15 protein-coding genes are annotated in these 21223 nt (G+C 67.8%); 9 read left to right on the plus strand and 6 right to left on the minus strand.

Going from position 1 to position 21223, the window contains the following annotated elements:
- Positions 1–11: 11 nt before the first annotated feature.
- Positions 12–923, minus strand: a complete 912-nt coding sequence (locus G6N50_RS26340; protein WP_083097935.1) for an RNA polymerase sigma-70 factor — start codon at positions 921–923, stop codon at positions 12–14.
- A complete protein-coding gene (locus G6N50_RS26345; RefSeq protein ID WP_083097936.1) occupies positions 920–2101 on the minus strand; it encodes an NAD(P)/FAD-dependent oxidoreductase in 1182 nt (393 codons plus the stop codon). Before G6N50_RS26345 ends, G6N50_RS26340 begins: the two co-directional genes overlap by 4 nt.
- Before the next feature lie 390 nt (positions 2102–2491).
- Here G6N50_RS26345 and G6N50_RS26350 point away from each other — a divergent pair, with 390 nt between their 5' ends.
- The 8 genes from G6N50_RS26350 to G6N50_RS26385 all read left to right on the plus strand — a co-directional run bounded on the left by G6N50_RS26350 (position 2492) and on the right by G6N50_RS26385 (position 14671).
- Complete coding sequence (locus G6N50_RS26350; protein WP_372510013.1) at positions 2492–4165, plus strand: hypothetical protein; 1674 nt, start codon at positions 2492–2494, stop codon at positions 4163–4165.
- Positions 4166–4326: 161 nt separating this feature from the next.
- Positions 4327–6192, plus strand: coding sequence for a putative bifunctional diguanylate cyclase/phosphodiesterase (locus G6N50_RS26355; RefSeq protein WP_083097938.1), 1866 nt, complete (start codon positions 4327–4329; stop codon positions 6190–6192).
- Between the two features lie 10 nt (positions 6193–6202).
- Positions 6203–7900, plus strand: a complete 1698-nt coding sequence (locus G6N50_RS26360; protein ID WP_372510010.1) for a hypothetical protein — start codon at positions 6203–6205, stop codon at positions 7898–7900.
- A 173-nt stretch (positions 7901–8073) separates the two neighbouring features.
- On the plus strand, positions 8074–9546 hold the full coding sequence (locus G6N50_RS26365; RefSeq protein WP_083097939.1) for a polysaccharide biosynthesis tyrosine autokinase: 1473 nt from the start codon (positions 8074–8076) through the stop codon (positions 9544–9546).
- On the plus strand, positions 9543–11018 hold the full coding sequence (locus G6N50_RS26370) for an O-antigen ligase family protein (protein ID WP_083097941.1): 1476 nt from the start codon (positions 9543–9545) through the stop codon (positions 11016–11018). Before G6N50_RS26365 ends, G6N50_RS26370 begins: the two co-directional genes overlap by 4 nt.
- Positions 11015–12028 (plus strand): glycosyltransferase family 4 protein, encoded by a 1014-nt coding sequence (locus G6N50_RS26375; RefSeq protein ID WP_083097942.1) that lies wholly within the window; start codon positions 11015–11017, stop codon positions 12026–12028. Before G6N50_RS26370 ends, G6N50_RS26375 begins: the two co-directional genes overlap by 4 nt.
- 16 nt (positions 12029–12044) lie before the next feature.
- Positions 12045–12971, plus strand: coding sequence for an aldo/keto reductase (locus tag G6N50_RS26380; RefSeq protein ID WP_083098021.1), 927 nt, complete (start codon positions 12045–12047; stop codon positions 12969–12971).
- Entirely contained in the window at positions 12968–14671 is a 1704-nt protein-coding gene (locus G6N50_RS26385) for an FAD-dependent oxidoreductase (RefSeq protein ID WP_083097944.1), read from the plus strand. The genes G6N50_RS26380 and G6N50_RS26385 overlap by 4 nt, the downstream gene beginning before the upstream one ends.
- Before the next feature lie 4 nt (positions 14672–14675).
- Here G6N50_RS26385 and G6N50_RS26390 read toward each other — a convergent pair whose 3' ends face one another.
- The gene (locus G6N50_RS26390; RefSeq protein WP_083098023.1) at positions 14676–15719 is read right to left on the minus strand and encodes a glycosyltransferase; all 1044 of its coding nucleotides are present in this window, start codon (positions 15717–15719) and stop codon (positions 14676–14678) included.
- 11 nt (positions 15720–15730) lie between these two features.
- Positions 15731–16552 (minus strand): class I SAM-dependent methyltransferase, encoded by an 822-nt coding sequence (locus G6N50_RS26395; RefSeq protein ID WP_158086102.1) that lies wholly within the window; start codon positions 16550–16552, stop codon positions 15731–15733.
- A gap of 339 nt (positions 16553–16891) precedes the next feature.
- Between G6N50_RS26395 and G6N50_RS26400 the strand changes: the two genes are divergently transcribed.
- Positions 16892–17758: a hypothetical protein gene (locus G6N50_RS26400; RefSeq protein WP_083097948.1), complete on the plus strand. Its 867-nt coding sequence runs from the start codon at positions 16892–16894 to the stop codon at positions 17756–17758.
- A gap of 35 nt (positions 17759–17793) precedes the next feature.
- On the opposite strand, the gene G6N50_RS26405 is transcribed toward G6N50_RS26400, so the two are convergent.
- Both G6N50_RS26405 and G6N50_RS26410 read right to left on the minus strand, forming a co-directional pair.
- A complete protein-coding gene (locus G6N50_RS26405) occupies positions 17794–19761 on the minus strand; it encodes a glycosyltransferase (protein WP_083097950.1) in 1968 nt (655 codons plus the stop codon).
- Positions 19758–21221 (minus strand): oligosaccharide flippase family protein, encoded by a 1464-nt coding sequence (locus G6N50_RS26410; RefSeq protein ID WP_083097951.1) that lies wholly within the window; start codon positions 21219–21221, stop codon positions 19758–19760. The genes G6N50_RS26405 and G6N50_RS26410 overlap by 4 nt, the downstream gene beginning before the upstream one ends.
- Positions 21222–21223: the final 2 nt, after the last annotated feature.

Below are 21223 nucleotides of genomic sequence, written 5' to 3' on the forward strand. Positions count from 1 at the left end.
GATCGCCCCGCTCAGCCGCGGCTGATGTCGCGGGCGGTGGCCAGGGCGGCCAGTTTCTGCGGGTTGCGCATCACGTAGAAATTGGTGATCTTGTCCTCGGCGATCTCCAGCGTGATCACGCCTTCGAGCTGTTCGCCGAGGTAGAGCCGAACCGCCGGGGCGCTGTTGCAGGTCACCATGTCCACCCGCATCGTGCCGAGCGCCGCGGCGCGGCGCATCAGCCCGGCGATGGCGCGGGCCACCTTTTCGGCGCCGACCACCGGCCGGCGGGCGGCGCTCACCACGCCGCCGCTGTCGGCGGTCCAGGTGGCGTCCGGGGCGAGCATGGTGATCAGCGCCTCCACGTCACCGTCGGCCGCGGTGGCCAGAAACTGCGCGGTGATCTCGGCATTGCGTTCCGGGTCCACCGCGTCGAATCGCTTCCGCCGGGCCCGCACGTGTTCGCGGGCCCGGTGCGCGACCTGCCGCACGGTGGGCGCCGGCCTGCCCACCGCCTCGGCGATCTCGCCGTAGTCGAACCCGAACACCTCGCGCAGCACGAACACGGCCCGCTCGTCGGGACTCAGCGTCTCCAGCAACACCAGCATCGCCATCGAAATCGACTCCGCCAGAACGACGTCGGCCGACGGGTCCTGCTCGTCGAGCAGCAACGGCTCCGGCAGCCACGGCCCCACGTAATCCTCGCGCCGGCGAGCACCGGCCCGCAGCGAGTTCAGCGCCTGACGGGTGACCAGCTGGGCCAGATACGACTTGGTGTCGCGTACCGTCGCCAGGTCGACCGCCGCCCACCGCAGATAGCTGTCCTGCAAGACGTCGTCGGCCTCGGTCGCCGAGCCGAGCATCTCGTAGGCGATGGTGAACAGCAGTGGCCGCAGCACGGTGAACCGTTCGGCGTGCCCGCTGCCGGTCGGTGCTTGCGTCATCGCGCGGCGACCTCCTCGCCGGCGGGTGACGGCGCGGGCCGCTTGCCGCCCTTGATCCAGCGGTACGAACCGGGCTTGGCGGCCTCCCGGCGGATCGACCACAGCGTGCCCTTGCAGATCGCTTCCTTGACCGACGCCGCCGCCCGGCCGCCGAGGAACACGTTCACCGGGGTGTCATCGGTGCGGGAGAACTGCACGGTGGCGTGCGTGCGGCCCAGGCTGATGCACTGCCCGACGAACGCCTGGCTCAGCGCCGCGGGCGCGTCGCCGGCAATGCGGCTGAGCACGGTGTTGGCGGCCTGCGCGCCCATCAGGCCGGCGGCCTGGCAGCTCATCCGCAGCGGCTGACCGGACGGCGCGGCGGCGTCACCCGCGGCGACGATGCGCCCGTCGTCGATGCTGGTGAGCGTCTCGTCGGTGAGCAGCCGGCCCATCGGGTCGGTGTGCAGGCCGCTGCGGGCGGCCAGGTCCGGCACGGCGAATCCGGCCGTCCAGACCGTCGCCGCGCTGGGCAGCACGACGCCGTCGGTGAGCACCACCTCATCCCAGCGCACCTCGGCCACGGCGACGGACTCCAGCACGTTGACGCCCAGCCGGCGCAGCCGCTTGGCCACCGAGCGCCGGCCCCGCCTGCTCAGCGACGGACCGAGGACGGGGCCGCAGACCAGGGTCACCGGGCGCCCGCCCTCGGCCAGCTCGGAGGCGGTCTCGATGCCGGTCAACCCGCCGCCGACCACGGTGATGGGTGCGGGCAGCGGCAGATCGGTGAGCGCGTAGTGCAGCCGGTGCGCGCTTTCCAGGTCGGCGACCGAATGCGCGAATTCGGCGAAGCCGGGCACCGTCGAGGCGGTCGCACCCGTGCTTCCCACGGCGTAGATCAGGTAGTCGTAGTTCAACTCCGCGCCGGAGGTCAGCAGGACGCGCCGGTCCTCGGTCTCGATGTGGTCGACGGTGTCGACGACCAACCTGATCCCCTCGCCGAGCAGCGTCGCGTAATCGGCGGTCGCCGTGCCCGTGTCGGCGACCAACTGGTGCAAGCGGATTCGCTCGACGAAGACCGGTCGCGGGTTCACCACGGTGATGTCGACGTCCGGACGCTGGCGCAGGTGGTTGGCCGCCAGGGTTCCGGCGTATCCGGCGCCGACGACGACGACATGCGTTCTTTGGGGGGCCTTCATGGCTGTCTCCTTTTCGTGAGGACCTGTGCCCTTGAGACACCGCAGACCCGCCGAGCGTGACAGGCGCGCCCGCAATTGTGACGCGCCTCACTGCGAGGGGACCGGGGTGTGGGCCGATTTGCGGCCGCACCCCCGCTGAGCTGCAGCGAAGCCATGCCGAAACGCGCATGATACGCTGCGCTACGCCAAATCGTGGCCCGCCCCGGGCCGGATGCACGCACCATTGGAACGCGCGAAATATGGGGTCACTTCAGGCGCATCGGTGTGTATTGGAGAAGCAACCTTGACGACGACCATCGCTGTGATTGGGCGGGACGCTGCGCCGGCGTCGGCGCAGTCACCGAGCCCACGCGGGCCGTTGTCGTCGGGCGTGATCTGACGCCGGTGACCATAATGTGTTCCTCGAGGAAACGCGCGCTGGCCGCTGTCGTGTGCGCGGTGCTGGCGCTCAGCGGCTGTGGCGGTAAGAGCGACCCCGGGCCGCTGTTGGCGATGGTCAGCCCGGCCATACCGCCCACCGCGCAGGAGATACCCAACCCGCTGCGCGGTCAATATGAGGAAATGCTGAATCCGCTTTTCCCGCAAGGTAATTCGTCGCAGCAGCGATACTCGCCCTGGCCCGCTTCATACGACGCCAGCTTGCGTGTCTCGTGGCGGCAGCTGCAACCCGTCGATCCGCGCACGTTGCCCCCGGATGCACCCGACGACCGCAAGTTCGACTTCAGCGCGATCGATGACGCGCTGGCCAAGCTCGGGAGCCGGAACATGCGGCTGACCCTGGGCGTGTACGTCTACAAGTCCTGTTGCAACGACTCCTATCCGGGCAACACCAACATCGCGATTCCGGACTGGCTGCGCCCGTCGGCCGCCAGTTATCCCGTGCCACCCAACGGTTCCGCGCCGGGCGTCACCGAGGTGGTGCCGAACTTCAACGACCCCGACTACCTCAACGGCGTCAGCCAACTGCTGGCCGCGCTCGGCCGCCGTTACGACGGCGACGAGCGGCTCAGCGTGTTCGAGTTCTCCGGGTACGGGGACTTCGGCCAGAACCAACTCGCGTATCTGCGTGATTCGCTGGGCGCGGCGGGCCCCACCCCCGACGAGAGCGCGGCAAAGCTGGGCTATTACAGCCAGTTCCGCGACCAGAGCATCACCAAGGCCTCCATTGCGCAGTTGGTCGCGGCGAACGTCAACGCCTTCCCGCACACCCAACTGGTGGTGGCGCCGCAGAATCCGGAAATCGTCCGCCAGCTGTTCGACGACGACGTCACCAAGAAATCGGCGGCCCCGGTTGGCGTCCGCGCGGACTGCCTCGGGGTCCAGAGCCCGCTGCCGGAGTGGGCCGAGGCCAGCGACTCGCACTATGTCCGGTCCAACGATGCGGTCGTCAACGCGATCAAGCAGCGGCTGATGACGGCGCTGGTGATCAGCCAGTGGTGTCGACCGCCGAGCGGGGCCGACCCCCGGTCGTACTACGAGAAGGGCCTGCACGACGTCATCCGGTACCACGTGTCGATGACGTCGAGCGCCGATTTCCCGGACAGCGATGCGACCACGGCGATGGATCCCAAGCTGTTTCAACTGTGGGGCCAGGCCAATACCTCCGCGGGCTACCGGTATTCGGTCGAGGCCAAGCCGGGATCGCAATCGATCCAGGGCAAGGTGGCGACCATCTCGGTGGTCTGGACCAACTACGGCTCGGCGGCGGCCACCGAGCGCTGGGCGCCCGGATACAAGCTGGTGGACTTCTCCGGGGCGGTGGTGCGCAGCCTGCCCGCGACCGTCAATCTCAAGAAGCTGGTTCACGACGAATCCAGTTCGTCCCGGGAGGAGCCGGTTCCCGAGTCGGCGAGCGAGTCGGTGCACTTGGACGTGACGGGCCTGGCACCCGGGCACTACACGCTGCGTGCCTCCGTCGAATGGCAACAGCACATACCGGGCGCCTCGCACGTCGTGAACTACGCACCCATGGCGCTGGCCCGGGACGGCCGCGACGGCTCGGGGTTGTACCCGATTGCCACACTGGACATCCCGAGCGATTCGGCCTCAGCAAACGGCCAGTGAGCGGTCGCGGCCGAAGCGGCGCGCCGCCCGTCGGCGCCTCGTCGTAAGGCCTGCTACACGGCACTGTGCGTGATACCGTTTCCAGACGGATTTCGGCCGCGTCGCCGCGCGGCCCGAGGTTCAACCAGCAAACAACTGAGCGAACTAAAGGACCCCCTCGCGTGCCGCGCAGCCTTGACCTGGTGGTCACCTCTGTCGCCACCCAGTTGATGGAGGCCACCGCGTCCACGGCGACCCAGGTCAGTGAAAAGGTTCTCGCGCAACTCGTTGAGCAGTTCGATGTGGACGCCAGTTTCCTGCGTCACCACGACCACGACGCGCCGGCCTCGGTGTTGGTTGCCGAGTGGCCGCAGCGCGCCGACGCCGCCGATCCGGATCCGATGGCCGATCTCGAGTTCGACGGCGCCGACTCGGTGCTCGCCCAGTGCGAGCGCGACAGGAAGCCGGTGGTGATCCGGCCGGATCAGCCGAACGGCTGGTTTCGCCGCTCGCTGAACCAGGGCAGGGCGCCGGTGTCGCCCTCGCTGGCCGTTGCGCCGCTGGTGTCCGGCGATGCGGTCACCGGCGTGCTCGGCTTCGTCAAGTTCGGCGCCCGCAAGTGGAAACAAGAGGAGATCAACACGCTCGAGGCGGTCGCCGCGTTGTTCGCACAACTGCAGGCCCGCATCGCCGCCGAGGAACGACTCCGCTATCTCGCCGAGCACGACGACCTGACCGGCGTGTACAACCGCCGGGCGCTGGTCGCGCACCTCACCGCACGGCTCACGGCTCACAGCACCGGGCCCGTCGCCGTCTTCTACCTCGACCTCGACCGGCTCAAGCCGATCAACGATTACCTCGGTCACTCCGCGGGCGACTGGTTCATCAGGATGTTCGCGCAACGCATCGAGGAGTGCGCGGGAACCGAGAGCATGATCGCCCGGCTGGGCGGCGACGAATTCGTGGTCATCCCGCACCAGCCGATGACGTCGGAGGATGCCGAGGCGTTCGCCCGCCGGCTGTCGACCATGCTGTGCGACCGCCTGACCATCGGCGGGCACGTGATCAGCCGGACCGTCAGCATCGGGCTGGCGGTGGGCACGCCCGGGATCGACAACTGCACCGATCTGCTGCGGCGGGCCGACGAGGCCGTGCTGACGGCCAAGCGCGCCGGCGGCAACCAGACGGCCGTGTCCACCGACGACATGTCGCTGAAACGGGCCTTCCGCAACGACATCGAGCTGCACCTGCAAGGCGATATCGAAAGCGAAGGCCTGATCCTGCACTACCTGCCCGAGGTGGACTTGTGGACCGGCGCCATCGTGGGCGCCGAGGCGCTGGTGCGCTGGCGGCACCCGGTCTGGGGGCTGCTGCTGCCCGATGCGTTCATCGGTGTCGCCGAAACGACCAACCTGGCCGCCGAGTTGGGCCGGTGGGTGATGCGCACCGCCTGCGCCGAATTCAGCCGGTGGCGAGCCAACGGCGTCGGTCAGGGCGCCATGTTGCGCATCAACGTGTCGCCCATTCAGCTGATCAGCCGTGGTTTCGTGGAAAGCGTCGCCGAGACGATCGGCGAGTTCGGCATCGACGCCGAATCGGTGTGCCTGGAGATCACCGAGCGCGCGGTGGTGCACGACGTCGACACCACGCGAAAGACCTTGGCGGAGCTCAAAGAAGTGGGCGTGCAGATCGCCATCGACGACTTCGGCACCGGTTATGCCGTTCTGTCCCACCTGAAGTCCCTTCCGGTCGACATGCTCAAGATCGATGCCGGGTTCGTGCGTGACGTGGGCACCAACGCCGGTGACCTGGCCATCGTCCGCGCGATCATCGGACTGGCCGAGGCGTTTGGCCTGGAAGTGGTCGCCGAAGGCGTCGAGACACCCGCTGCCGCACTGATTTTGATGCAACACGGGTGTCACCGGGCGCAAGGCTTCCTGCTGTCGCGGCCCATCCCCGGCGATGCGATGGAAGCGTTGCTGTCCGCGCGCTGGATGCCGATGCCGTTTCTCGCCGATCGCGAGTCGTCGTCGCTGGGTTCGCTCTAGCATCGCAACGGTGGTCCGAACTCTGAGGCTGACGACGGCCGTCGTTGTCGCGTGCGCGACGCTGGTGCTGAACGGGTGCGGTGGCGCCCACCGCTCCGACGCCGGTCCGATGGCCGTCATCGTCAGCCCGCCCATACCGCTGGCCGTTCAAGAGGTGCCCAACCCGCTGCGCGGCCAGTACGAAGACCTGTTGATGCCGCTTTTCCCGCAAGGCAATTCCGCGCAGCGGCGCTACCCTGCCTGGCCGGCGTCGGATGATGCCAGTTTGCGTGTTTCGTGGCGGCAGCTGCAGCCCACCGATCCGGGCACGCTGCCTCCCGACGCTCCGGATGATCGCAAGTTCGACTTCGGGGTCATCGATGACGCGCTGACCAAGATGGCCGGCCGGAACATGCGGCTGACGCTTCGCGTGGTCGCCTACAACTCCTGCTGCGACACCACCTACGCGAACAATACCAACATCGCCATGCCCGACTGGGTGCGCGGCATGCCCGATGCCAGCGTCAGCCTCACCGGGCCGCAACGGTATTGGTGGACACCCGGCGTGGCGCAGGTAGTACCCAACTGGAACGACTCCGGTTACCTCAACGCCTTCGGTCAACTGCTGGCCGCCCTGGGCCGTCGTTACGACGGCGACGAGCGGCTCAGCGTGTTCGAGTTCTCCGGCTACGGGGATTTCAGCGAGAACCACATCGCTTATCTGCGTGACACGCTGGGCGCGCCGGGTCCGTCGCCGGAAGACAGCATCGCAAAGCTGGGGTATTACAGCCAGTTTCGTGATCAGAGCATCACCAAGGCTGCCATTGCGCAGCTTGTCTCGGCGAACGTAAACGCCTTCCCCCATACGCAATTGGTGACCACCGCGCTGAACCCGGAAATCGTTCGCCAATTGCTCGCCGACGATGTCACCAAGAAATTGTCGGCGCCCGTGGGGATCCGCTCGGATTGCCTCGGCGTGTACGCGCCGTTGCCCACCTGGGCCGAGGCGGACGGCTCCTACTATGTGCGGACGAAGGATCCGCTGGTCGGCCAACTCAAAGACCGGCTGGCCTCGGCGTTGGTGATCACCGAATGGTGCCAGCTGCCCGACGGCACCGATCCGCGGTCCTATTACGACAAGGGGCTGCGTGACGTCGTCAAGTACCACGTGTCGATGATGTCGAGTTACAACTTCCCGGCGGTGGATTCGGGCAGTGCGATGGACCCGGCGCTGTACCTGCTGTGGGCACAGGCGAATGTCGCCGCCGGCTATCGCTACTCGGCCGAAGCCCAGGCGGGGTCGCAATCGGTACGCGACGGGGTGCCGACCCTGAAGGTGGTGTGGACCAACTACGGTTCGGCCGCCGCCACCGAGAACTGGGTCCCCGGCTACCGGTTGGTGGATTTCTCCGGAGCGGTGGTCCGCACCCTGCCCGCGACGGTGACACTGAAGACGCTGGCCCAAAGGCAATCCGGGGACAAATCCGGAACCGAACCGGCCCCGGCGTCCTACACCGATTCGGTCGCCGTGGACGTGACCGGCCTGGCGCCCGGCCACTACACGCTGAGCGCCGCCGTGGATTGGCAACAGCACAAACCCGGTGCGTCGCACGTCGTGAACTATCCGCCCATGCGGTTGGCACGCCGCGGACGCGACGGCAACGGGTGGTATCCGATCGCGACGCTCGACGTGTCGCGCGACGTGTTGACTTCGGCTCCCCGGCAGTGAATGGCGGTGCGAAGGCGCCGCTAAAGTGCGGGATTTCCCGCGGCAGGGCACGCATGCGATTCCGCCGATGCCGCATGACGATTGCTGCATAATGTGGACTGAGCTTTGCGCGGCGAATACGAAATAAATCGAATCGGCGCCATTCGTATGGCGTCGGCCAGAGAGGTTAGTGGATGGATTTCCGCACCTTTGTCAAGATTCTTCTTGCACATTGGAAACTCGCCGCGGCCGCGGTGCTTGCCTGCACCATCGGCGCCGCAGCCATCACCGCGTTGCAGACCAAGCATTACCAGTCGACGGCCACGATCCTCATCTCGTTTCCGAGCGCAACCGATCTGACCGAGTTGTACAACGGCACGCTGGCCGCCCAGGAACGGCTGTCGTCCTATGCCCAGATCGCCGGCGGACGTGTCGTCGCCGAACGTGCGATCAATCAGCTTCAGGTTCCGATCAGCCCCGATGCCCTGGTGAGCCAGACGCAGGTGAAATACACCGCGAAATCAATGCTTTTCACGATCACCGTCAAGGACACCGATGCCGCGCGCGCCGCGGCGCTGGCGGGGGCGATGGCCGACCAGTTCGCCCTCATGGTCCCGGCGCTCGGCGCGAACCTGACGCCGAACGGTCCGATCGCATCGGCACCCAACGGCCCGCGGCCCGATACGGGTGAAACCCCAACAAACGCCCCCACTCCCGGCCCGTCGCCGGACATTTCGGGCCCCTCGCAACCGGCGGCCAAGACATTGCCGTTGGCCCGGGCAAGGGTGGTGGAACCGCCGCGGGTGCCGAAGCATCCGGTCACGCCGGTGCCGATGCGCAACATGGCGATGGGCTTTGTCGCCGGGATTCTGCTGGGCATCGCGGTCGCGCTGACCCGGGAGGCCGGCGATCGTACGGTGCGCGACCGGGAGAAGCTGGAGAAACTCTCGGGTCTGCCGACGCTGGCCGAGCTGTCCGGTAAGCGTGGCGGCACCCCGCGGTTCGGCAGCGACGGCGCACTGGACGACGCGGTGCGGGGCCTGCGCGCCCGGCTGCTGCGGGCGATGGGGCCCGAAGGCCACCGGGTGCTGGTGACGGCGCCGTTCGGCGGTGAGGGAACGACGACGACGGCGCTGAACCTGTCGCTGGCACTCGCCGAAATCGGCGAGGACGTCCTGCTGGTCGAGGGCGACACCCGCCGGCACGTGATCGCCGGTTTGCTGCGGGTCGAGTCGGGGGAGGGGTTCGCCAGCGCGCTGGCCAACCCGGACATCGCCGGCGAAGCCGTCAAGCAGTCGCCCGCGGCGAGGTTGTTCACCCTCGCGTCGCGGTCCGCGCGTCGCGAAACTCCGCCGGTCAGCGCGTTTCTGCCCGAAGTGATCGACCGGGTACTGCTGGAGCTGTCGTCGCGCTTCGACCGGATCGTGGTCGATGGGCCGCCGGTGCTGGCGACGGCCGACACCGCCCTGCTGGCCGGCGCCGTTCACGCCACGGTGCTGGTGGTGCGGGCCCGCCGGACCACCGCCGACGAGCTCAAGGACGCGCTGACCGCGTTGCGCGCGGCCGGCGCGGACGTCATCGGCACCGTGCTGACCGATGCCCGTCCCGCCCTGCACATCAAGGCGGCGACGCGCGCCTACCGGACGAAGGTCAGCGGGCCGGCGTGATCCCCTACCTGCCGGGTCGCCATCGCCTGGCGGTGGATGGCGCGCTGCTGGCGGTGTTCCTGTTCGGCTGCTTCGTCTTCGGCGTGCTCTCGGTGCGCAGAACCACCGAGGGAGTGCTGCTGATCGCCGCGTTGTTCTGCCTGGTGGTCTATTGGGTCAAGCCCGAGGGGATGGTCGGGGTCACGCTATTCTTGGCGTTCGCGGCGCTGCCCGAAGGGTTGCACGTCGGCAAGATCATCGGCCCGGTGGCGATCTACGCCTACCACGTGGCCGCCGTGCTGGCGATCTGCTACCTGATCCCGATCGTGAGACCGCGGTTCGCCGATTTTCTGCTGCCGGCGATGTTCGTGTTCACGGTGCTGGTCTACACCGTCGTCGGATTTCAGCTCGAACACGAAGCCACCATGGTCATGCGGGAATCGGCAACCCTGCTCGAAATGGTCATGGGATTCCTGCTGGCGTTGTTCGTCGTTTACGGCGGCTACGTCAAGTGGGCGATCCGCGTGATGATCGTGACGCTGTGGTTCTCGGCGTTCATGGCGATCGTGAGTTCGTTGCACGCCATCCGGCTCGCCGGCCGGGCGGAAAGCCTGGAGGGGGCGACGGGTGCGGGCCAGGCTCTGCGCATCGTCCTGTCCATCCAGACGCCGGCCACCGCGGTGCTCAGCGCGCTAGTCGCCGCCTCGATCATCGGCCGGGTCAGGCCCGCAATGCTTTTCGCCTTGGGTCCGCCGGCGCTGATCATTTCGCTACTGTCCTTCGCTCGCAACACGCTGATCGCCGTGGCGGTGGCCGCCGCGGTCGCGTTCTTCACCAGCTTCGGCTGGCCGGCCATCCGCCGGACGGCCGTCGTCGCCACGATCACCGCGGCGGTGCTCGCCGTCATGGTGCCGGGATCGCTGTTCTTGCTGCAGCAATCGCATGCCGGGTCGTGGCTCAGCGACCAGTTCACCGCGTTCAATCAGCGGGTGCTCGGCGGGATTTCGGCGAGTGCGCTCGCCACCGACGAATCGACACTGGACCGGTTGCGCGAAGTCGCCCGGCTCAACGACGCGATCGCGCAGGCACCGGTATTCGGCCACGGACTGGGCTACGCCTACCAGCTGCCGTCCGGGAAGGATCCCAACGCGTTCGCCTGGACGTTGGGCCCCACCTACTCTCATCTCTTCTATCAATGGTGGCTGGCCAAAGCCGGGGCGGTCGGCATGGCGGCGTTCGTGTGGTTCGCGGGGACGCCGATAGTCCGCGCGCTGCGCACCGCAACGGCGGCGTCGAAGATCAGTGCGGCCGCCTCCGCCGCCCTGCTCGCGATATCCGCCGTGTGGCCCCTGCCGGAGATGCCGATGGACGCCCTGGCGATGGGTCTGGCGCTGGGCACGACAATGGGTTTCGCCAACGTGGGCCGCCGCGAGCGTGCGGCACGCGAACTCGACGCCGAGCCCGCGCCGGCGCCAATCGCCGCGGCGACATGAATGCGGTCACCCACGTGGGGCCCGACCCGTACAGCTTCGGTGGAACGCAGTCGGTGATCCGCGTCATCCGCGACAACAAGATCGGCGCCGACGAGATCCGGGTCCTGCCGACGTGGGACGGGCGGCACCACGCCAAGAATTCGTTGCTCACCGCGCGTGCCGGGATCGCGCTGGCCCGCTCGCCCCGCGGGACCGTCACGCACTTCCACATGTCCAATGGTGGCGCCTGGCTGCGCGAAGGGCCGCTGATCCGGCTGGCGAAAGCCCGGGGCTTCCGCGTCGTCGTCACCATCCACGGCTCGGACTTCCACGAGTTCGCCCATGCGCGTTCGCGTTTCGTTCGTGCCACGTTGAGCCACGCCGACCACGTAATCCTCCTGTCCGAGGAGGCCCGTACCGCCGCGCGATGGGTGGCGCCCGGGGTGCGGACTTCGGTGGTGGCCAACCCGATTCCGATCGATTGGGAAGCGCCGCCGGCCGGGTCGACGCCGCCCGTGGTGCTGTTCGCGGGAACCGTCGGCCACCGCAAAGGCGTCGACACGCTGGTGGCGGCGTGGCGGCTACTCCTCGCCGAGGGCATCGAAGGACATTGTCGGATAGTCGGTGTCGTCGACGACTACCTCCCACCGCCGACCGAGCGCCTGACCGTCGAAGGGCCGGTTCACCCGGATATGGTCCGCGACTTGATCCGGTCGGTTCGCGTGGTTACCCTCCCGTCGTTCGCCGAGGGGATGCCGATGATCCTGACCGAGGCACTCGCCGGCGCGCGTCCGTTTGTGGCGACACCCGTCGGCGGCACGGCGCAGATCGCCTCTGACCCGAGAATGATTGTGCCCGTTGATGATGCGCCCGCCCTGGCGAAGACGATCGGACGATATCTGCGTGATCCGGAGCTGGCCGAGCGCGACGGCCTGCGCGGCCAGGCGCACGTCGCGGCCACCCGCAGCCCGGAAGTCATCGGCGCCCAGCTGCGCCGCATCTACGAGGGCTGCGCTCGTGAAACGGGTTGAGCTGCATGGTCCGACGCTGAACCTGAGTGCGGTCGGCTTCGGATGCGGCGGCCTGATGCAATCGCCGTCCCGCAAGGAACGGATGGCCGTGCTCGGCAGCGCGGTGGACAACGGGATCACCCACTTCGACACCGCGCGGATGTACGGCCTGGGCCAGGCGGAGGCCGAACTCGGGAGGTTCTTGCGCACCGTCGACCGCGACGCGGTGACGGTGGCCACCAAGTTCGGCATCGACGTCGGCGGCATGTCCCGGCGGCTCGGCCGATTTCAGGCGCCCGCGCGTGCATTGCTGCGCAAAGCTCCGGCGCTGCGGCGCGCCGTCAAACGGAACCAGGCCTCCGACGAGTCCGCGCGAGTCTACGACGCTGCCGCGGCGGCCCGCAGCCTCGATGAGAGCCTCGTGGCGCTGGACGTCGACCACGTCGACATCCTGTTCGTGCACGGCCCCAGGCCGCAAGACGTCGTGGACAGCGCCGAACTTCGCGAGTTCTTCGCACGCGCCCACCGGCAGGGCAAGATTCGCGCGTGGGGCGTCTCTCAAGACGAGGGGCTCGAGGTGGACTTCGCCCGGGAATTCGCCCCCGAGGGGGTCAGCCAGGTTCGCGGCCATCTGCTCGAACCACCGCCGCGTCCCGCCGATCTCGTGTTCGGCGTGCTCAACGGTTCGCACACCGCCCTGTCGGCGGCGTTGCGAAGCGACGCGGCGTTGGCGCGACGCTGGCAAGAAGCGCTGCATCTCGATCCGCTTGCCGACGGTGTGTTGGCGAAGCTGATCCTCGGATCATCCGCCGCCGCAACGGGTTGCCGCGCGATTCTGTACAGCACCACTGACCCGAACCGGGTCGCGCACGCGGCCGACGCCGTCTCGTCGCCCCCGGACGCCGAGATCTCGACGCGGTTTCTGGCTCTCGTCGCGGAATTCCGATCCGGCGGTGCCCGGTGATTCGCGGCCCGCAGGACTTCACCACGAACACGACGATCGACACCGATGTCGTCGTCGTCGGCGCCGGGGCGATCGGCATCGCGACCGCGCTGGAACTCGCCCGCTCCGGAGTCCGGGTCGCGCTGATCGAAAGCGGTCTGGAGCGCACCGACCGAGCGGCGCAAGAGCTGTCAACGCTGGACTCGGGTCAGAATGACTATTTCCACTCGCGTGGCGACCTGATGATTCGCCGGCAGGTCGGCGGAACCACCGCGCTGTGGGGTGGGCGCTGCGTCAACTTCGACCCGATCGACTTCGAGGACCGACCGCTGACCGCCCAGGCACCCTGGCCGATCCGATCCCAAGACGTCGAACCGTACCTGCAGCGCGCCTGCGACTGGGCGGCGTGCGGACGGGCGGTGTTCAACGCGCGCGACATCCCGGACCTCGCGAACCGAGACCTGGTCGCCGGGCTTCCCGACGGTGACGTACGCACCACCGATCTCGAACGCTGGGCATTACCAACGCGTTTCGGCCGCGCGTACCGGACCGAGCTGCGCGACGCCCGCTGCCTCACGCTGTGGACCGGACTGACATGCACCGAGATCGTCACCACGGAATCCGGCGACGCGGTCGACCACCTCGTGATCAAGACACTCGGCGGCCGCCAGGGCAGAGTGGTCGCCACCGACTACGTCATCGCGACCGGCGGGCTGGAGGCGACCCGGCTGCTGCTGGCCTCGGATCGTCATCATCCGGCGGGCCTGGGCAATGCGGGCGGGCACCTCGGGCGCTGGTACATGTCACACGTCGAGGGCCGCGTCGCGCGCGTGCGGTTCACCACCGGCGATGTCATCCACGCCTACGAACGCGACAACGACGGGGTGTACGTTCGCCGCCGCTTCACACTCGATCCGGCCGTGCAGCGCGACGCCGGAATGCTCAACGCCGCTGTCTGGCTGGTTAATCCGCCGATCAGCGATCCTGCCCACGGAAGCGGGATCCTGTCGGGCGTGTATCTGACGCTGATCTCCCCGCTCGGCCGGTTCCTGCTCGCGGAGGCGATCCGCGCCAAGCACACCCATACCGACGGGCGGCCGCAGATTCTCGCTCACCTGACCAACATCGTGCGAGACCTGTTCGGCTCCATCCGATTTGCGCTGACGTTCTCCTACGCCCGGTTCATCCGCAGGGGTCGCAAGGCGCCGGGCTTCTTCGTCAAGAGCGCCGACAACCGGTATCTGCTGCACTACCACGGGGAGCATCTTCCGCACTGGGAGAGCCGCGTCGAGCTGGGCGACGACCGCGACGCCCTCGGCATGCGCAGGCTGCGCACCCACATTCAGTTCTCCGACGCCGACTACGACAGCGTGCGCCGGGCCATCGTCGCCATCGACGAGCACCTGCGCCGCCACAACGTTGGATATGTCGAGTGGCTGAGCGACGATGCCGAGGGTTTGGTACGGGAGTTTTTGGCCGGGCACGCCGGATATCACCAGGCCGGAACGACGCGGATGTCCCGGACGCCCGAGGGCGGCGTCGTCGATGCGAACCTCGAAGTGCACGGGGTGCGCGGGCTGTACGTCGCGAGCACCTCGGTGCTCCCCACGTCGAGTCAGGCCAACCCGACGCTGCTCGGGATCGCGCTGGGAGTGCGGCTTGCCGATCGCCTCGCTACGGCCCGAACCGCTTGCCGGCCGACAGATTTCAGGACAGCTTGACCGGTCAGCGTCGCCCGGCCAGCACCTGCGCGATGACCTCCAGAAAGCGGCGCGCGACGATGTCGACGTCGCAGCGCTGCGCGTAGTCGCGCGCCGCCTCGGCGCCGCGCCGGGCCGCCACGACCGGATCGGCCAGCATGTCGAACGCGGCGGCCAGCCCGACAACGTCGTCGATGCCGATCGGCGGGCAACCCGACGGCTGGTATTCGGGCAGACCGCCGGCGGTGGACACGACCGGCATCACCCCCAGCTGCATCGAGAGCACCTGCACGCCGCTTTGTGACGCGCGCCGGTAGTGCGAGATCGAGCCCTTCGCGGCGGCCAGCGTGGGAATGACGTCGGCGTAGCGGTAGCTGCCGGTGCGCCAACGCGTGTGCTTGGGCAGGGCGGCGGCATTCAGCGGCCCGTCCCCGATCAGCACCAGGTTGTCACCGTGCCAGCCGTCGCCGGCGATGTGGCGTTGCCAGGCCTCGAGCACGACGTCGACATTCTTGTAGGGATTGAGCCGGCCGAACATGACGAAGTCATGGCGTCCGTCGGGCCCGACGAACGGTGGAACCCGCTGCGGGTCCATGTCACTGGCGAGCGGCACCACGTGCACGGGCGTGCCGGCAACGTCGCGGCGGGTGGCGACCCCGGCGGCGACGTACTCGCAATAGGTGATGGTGGCCGCCGAGCCGGCGCCCCAGCGGTCGAACACCGCACGTTCGTAGGAAGGGACCCGTTCGCCGGGGTCGTGGGGACGGTCGTCGTGAACCACCTGAATGCGGGGCGCCGACCCGGCCAGTGCGATCCAACGCGGGTCGCGGACGATCTCGGCGATCACCACGTCGGGCCGGTATTGGCGGAGGCGGCGCCAGGCCTTGAAGGTGGGCGGCCAGGTGGCGGCGGTCTTGAACCGCGGGTCGAGCACCAACTCGTAGTCACGGGCGGCGTCCGACTCCGGGTGCCGGTCGGAGGTCACCAGCAGCACGTCGGCCCCCTGCCGGATCAGCGCCTCGGACTGGACGCGTACCGCCGGCCGCGTCCACGGCGAAAGCCACAGCACCCGAGGCGAATTCACAACCCACCGTCGGCGTGTAGGAACAGGTCGGCGTCGGTCCACATTCGTGTCTGCAGCGATCGCCGCGGCAACCCCTGCAACAGGTTCGTCACCCGCGGCGAGGCGAGCAGGCGCCACGCCAGCGGGTTGACCTTCGCCCGTGTCCAGATGTGCAGCCCCATGCCCCCGAGGAACCACCACCGGGTTTTCGAGGTGTGGAACTGCATGCCGAAGCGCTTCCCGATGAGTTCCAGCGTCCGTCTCTGGTAGAAGGTGATGTGCTGGCCGGTGGCGAAGGCGTAGTACATCCATTCGTCCGGGGGCGGGGGACCGCCGTCGAAAAGCTCCGTCGTGAAGATGATCGTGTCGGTACCGGTGCTCTCCAGCAGCCCGGCCACGAAGCCGACCGGGTCGGTCAGGTGCTCCATCACCTCGAAGGCGGTGACCGCCGTGTACGGCGCTCCGGGACCGGCATCCGCCTCGAAGCCCTGCGCGGTGAGGTTGGGGGAGTATTTGTCGTTCCAGTAGTAGTCGAACCCGATGTCGCGCATCAGCCGGGTGAAAACGCCGTAACCGCCGGCCGCATCGAGAAACCGGCCGCGGTGATCGAACAGGAAATACAGCAACACCGATATCGCGCGGGAAAGGTACAGGTTGCGCCACAGCATGGTGGTGTCGGCGGCCGCCAGCGGACTCGCATACGATTCATCGAGCCAATGCGGCTCTTGGGTCTGCAGGCAGCCGCAGTTGTCGCAGAAGTAATACCTGCAGTCGTATTTGTTGAGCACCTGGCGCGTGAATGCCGGGCTGGTCTGGAAACTGCAGATGCGGCACAGCACGGCATCAAACCCTTCCTGGGCATCCTCCGCGACGTCAGCAGACGCCGGAAGAAGAACAGTGAAAAACCTACGGCACGTTCCGCGCGGTGAGCAAGGCAACCCGCCCGGAAATTCGCGGCCGCCGGCCCCCGCGCCGACGCAGCACGATGGGTTGTGCACCATGACTATTCGATCGATCCCGCGGGCCCGGACGCGCCGACGGGGGAGCCCGATGTGACGCCGCCCCGGCCATTCGGGGAGGGAAATCGCAGGGGCTACAAGAACTTCGCATCGGCATTGGCGTGGTAGCTTTAGTCTCCATTCGATGTTTGCTTGAAAGAGACCCCGGATGACCGCCTAATGGCCAGCAGCGCGCCACCGCCCGGAAAGAGGCTCAGGCAGAAGATTCGGCGCATCGCCGGAACTGAAACGCGGGACCAGCTCAAGGATCTGATCCTGTTCGACCATTCTCAAGCGTTGAAGGCGAATCACGCCAATCCGCTGAATCGTGCCGGGAAGAGATGCTTCTCCGGAACCGACCAGGACGGCATAACGCTGGAGATCCTGCGCCGGATCGGCCGTCTCGAAGACGGGGTGTTTGCCGAATTCGGCGTCGGCGACGGGACGGAAAACAACACGTTGATCCTGGCGGCGCTGGGCTGGAAGGGCTTCTGGGTGGGGGGACAGGATCTGGCGGTCAGCTATAGCGACGGCCCGCGCTTCACCTACCAGAAGGCCTGGATCACCGCGGAGAACATCCTGGCGCTCAGCCGATCCTGCCTGCAGCGGATCAACGCCACGCAGCCGGACGTGATCTCTTTGGATCTGGACGGCAACGACATCTATCTCGTCGAGAAACTCTTGGCGGACGGCATCCGTCCGAAGCTCTTCGTCGTCGAATACAACGGCAAATTTCCGCCGCCGGTGAAGTTTCAGATCGCCTACGACCCCGAGCACGTCTGGCAGTCTGACGACTACTTCGGCGCATCGCTGGCCAGTTTCGCCGCGCTGTTCGCCCAATTCGACTACCGGTTGGTGTGCTGCAATTCCCACTCGGGTTCGGATGCATTCTTCATCGACTCCGCGCTCGCGGAGAATTTCGCCGACGTGCCGACCGACATCAACGAGATTTATTGCGAGCCGCGCTATTTCCTGTACGCCGGGTTCGGGCAGCACAAGACCTCACCGCGTACGGTGGCAAGGATCCTGGGCGGGGACAAACCCTAGCCGGTCCGGCGAAAGTCGGACCTTACGAAGGGTTTTCACCATATGGCGTTGATCGCCTCGAGGTAGGCGTCCGTCATCGCCTCGACCGTGTAGTACTTGTGCATGCGGTCGAAGCCGCGCCGTCCCATCGCCGACAGCGCGTCGGGATCGGCGAGAATGGTTTGCAGGCTGTCCCGCCACCCGGCGACCGATACGGGGTCGACGAGAAATCCCGCCCTTCCGAAATCCAGCATTTCCGGGACGGCGCAAACCGCTGACGCCGCCACGGGCACCGAGCGGGCCATCGCCTCGAGAATCACCAGCGGGAACGCCTCGGAGCGGCTCGGCACACACAACAGGTCGGCGTCGGCGAGCGCGGTCCCGGGACCGTCGACCCAGCCACGCCAGTCCACTCGGTTCAGCAGCCCGGGAGGCGTGCGGGCCTGCAGCCTCTCACGATCCGGACCGTCACCGAAAACCGAAAGCCGCCACGGGAAATCGGGGAGCTCACCGAGTGCCTCGATCAGCACGTGTGGGTTCTTGTGCTCGAGGATGCGCGAGAGCATCACCAGATGGAGCGGCTCACCGGCGGGGCGGATCCGCGGGGCCGGGTCACCCGGAGCGGCGACGCCGTTGGGTGCGATGAATCGCCGGCCCCGGAGCCGGTCTGTGGCGGCCAGCATGTCCCAGTGCCGTTGCGCCAGCACGATGAAACCGTCGGCACGGCGCATCGCGGCCGTCAGTGGCCGCGAATAGATCGGCCGGTCCTCTTCCGGCGGGACATGCGGAGCGACCAGCCAGCGGCGGTTTCGGCCGGCGGCGCGCCACAGGGTGGCGAATCCCGCTTCGGTATTGGTGTCGGCGGTGATCAGCACCGCCGGGCCTTCGGGGATGTCGACGACCGGCGCCCACCAGGGCTGGCGCACCACCCGCACGGTCGGCGGGATCTCGGAGATCATCGGACCGAAGCGTTGCACGCAGACGATGGTCACCGCATAGCCGCGGCGGTCCAATTCGGTTGCCAGCAAAGTCTTTTGTCGCTCAGCGCCGCCGTGGACCAGGCGATTGGTGCTGATCACGATCGCCGGGAGGTCACGGCGCCGACCGGCGAGATGGCGCGACTGGCGTTTCGAGCGCCGCACCCGATCCAGCAGCGTCGTGCCGGCCAGGTAGACGTCCGCGTGGTGAACGCTGTTGTGGTGTTCGAGGAGCAGAGCGGCGTTGGTGCGCGTCAGGTCACCGACGCGTCGGTGTTCGGCACCCTGCTCGGTGATCGGATTAGCGAGCTCGGCGCCGAGTTCGTCGGCCAGCAGCAAGCGCCACCCCGCGGCGCGGGCACGGGCCTGCCAGTCCGCGGCCTCGCCGCAACCGAAGTACTCCTCGTCGAAGCCGCCGATGGCGTTCCAGGCCGCGCGGTTGATCGCCAGGCAGGTCGCGCTCAAATCGCCGTCGATGCCCAGTGATTCGGGAGGCTGGCGAGCATACAGCGTTGAGAAGGGCGTGCGGCGCAGCGCGCCGGAGCGGCCGGCGGCCGCGCTGAGCTCACGGGCCACGGTGCGGCGACGGGTCGCCACGTCCCACGGCGCCCGGCCGGGTGCGGTGTCGTCACGCACGAGCGGTGACACCGCCGCCACCGTCGGCTGGCGAAGCAACTCACGGGTGCGGGTGAGGGGCCCCAGCAGGCGGGCGTTACGATCCAGCAACAGCAGGTCGGCGTCGGCGGGAGCATGCTCCACCAGTGCGTTGCAGGCTGTCGCGAAAATGGCGTTGCCTGCCCCGGAAACCCAATGCACGGCAGGGTATTTCGCGGCGAGCTGAGCGCACGCGGGATCATCGTCGCCGCCGTTCTGGTAGACATAGACCGGCAGCGCGGGCACATGCTCGGCGAGGCTGCGAAGGCAGCTCTCCGGTGGCTCGCGGCCGGCGCGGTTCACGATCAGCACCACCAAGGGACGCGTGGCGGGCAGCTCGGGTGGGTCGCCGACCGGGCGCTTCAGATACGCCCGGTCCAATTCGTGCTTCATGCCGCCAGCTGATTCCGGCGCAGGGAGGTCAAGTCCGACCAGCCGATCGGGCCGACCAGCGCGCTGGTGGCCAGATAGACGACGGCGGCCGCGACCAGAGTCAGAACGACATGCTGACCCGAAAGCAGCAGCGCCACGGCCACACTCGCCGCCGTCGGTATCAGCAGCCGCATCAGGAACCTCACCGGTGTCCGGTAGCCGCAATGACGGCGCAGCCACCAGGTGCTGACCACCATGTTGAAGAACTCCGTGCACACCAGCGCGACGCCCGGACCGACCGCGCCGTACCGTCCGGCGAGGGCGAGATTCAGTGCGACGTTGAGCACCAGGGTGGCCATGGTCAACCAGAACAAGATCCGCTGATGATGACTGGCGACCAGGCCCTGACCCAGGGTGCCGCTGACGAATCGCAGCGCGGCCGCTACGAACAGCAACGCCAGGGTCGGCGTGCCGCGGGCGACGAACGCCTTGTCACCGAACAGCGCGATCAACGGTCCGGCCAGCAGCGCGCCGACCACCGCGACGGGGACCGCGACGAAGTACATCAGCTCCACGCTGCGCCGCAGAAACCCCGCGAACGCGCCGACGTCTCGGGCAAACAGCTCGGTCGCGGTCGACAGCGTTGACTTGAGAAAGATCAGCGACACCACGATGGTGTTGAACGCGATCGTGAAGGCCAGCCCGTACACGCCGACCTCGGCATGAGTGCTCAGCAGGGACAGGATCACCCCATCGGCGCGGCAGTACAGCAGCCCGACGACCAGGAACCCGATGAGCGGCAAGCTTTCCCGCAACAGGTCGGCGGCCTCCCGCTGCGCGAAGATGGGGCGCACCGAGATCTGTCGCATCGCGGCGGCGCCCTGGATCAACAGCTGCACGGCCGGCGGGATGAGTTGCGCGACGGCGAACCAGATGACGTTCGCGTGCGCCGCGACCAGCCAGGCCACCATGGCGAGGGCCGCCAGCCGGCCGGCAACGTCGGAGACGGCCACTGCGGAGAACCGCACCGTGGCAAGGAAAACCGGCTCGAACCGGCTCACCATGGTCTGCATCAGCAGCGCTCCGGAGAGCACGACGAGCATCACTCGCACATCCGCGTCGCGGTAAATCAGCAACCCCGACAGCGCTGCCAGCACGGCCAGCGGGACGCAGTAGATCAGGGCCAGGCCGCTGTTGATCCGCACCAAGCGTTCCAGGTCGCCCCGCCCGGAGGTCACCCGGCGCACGATCACGGTGGCGATACCGAGATCGGCCAGGCTGGTCCACATGGCGATGAAGAGGACGGCGATGGAAAGCTGCCCGTAGCGTCCGGGTCCCAGATAGCGGGCGGTCATCGCCACCGAGACCACCGAGGCCAGCATGCCCAGGGCCCGGCAGATCAACTGGATCGAAAACGCGTGAGCCATCCGCGTGAGCGGCACCGACGGCACCAGCGCATCGGGTGCCGTCGGCTCGGTCATGG

Origin of the sequence: Mycobacterium mantenii, from assembly GCF_010731775.1 — a bacterium.
In the GTDB taxonomy this organism is placed as follows: Bacteria; Actinomycetota; Actinomycetes; order Mycobacteriales; family Mycobacteriaceae; genus Mycobacterium; species Mycobacterium mantenii.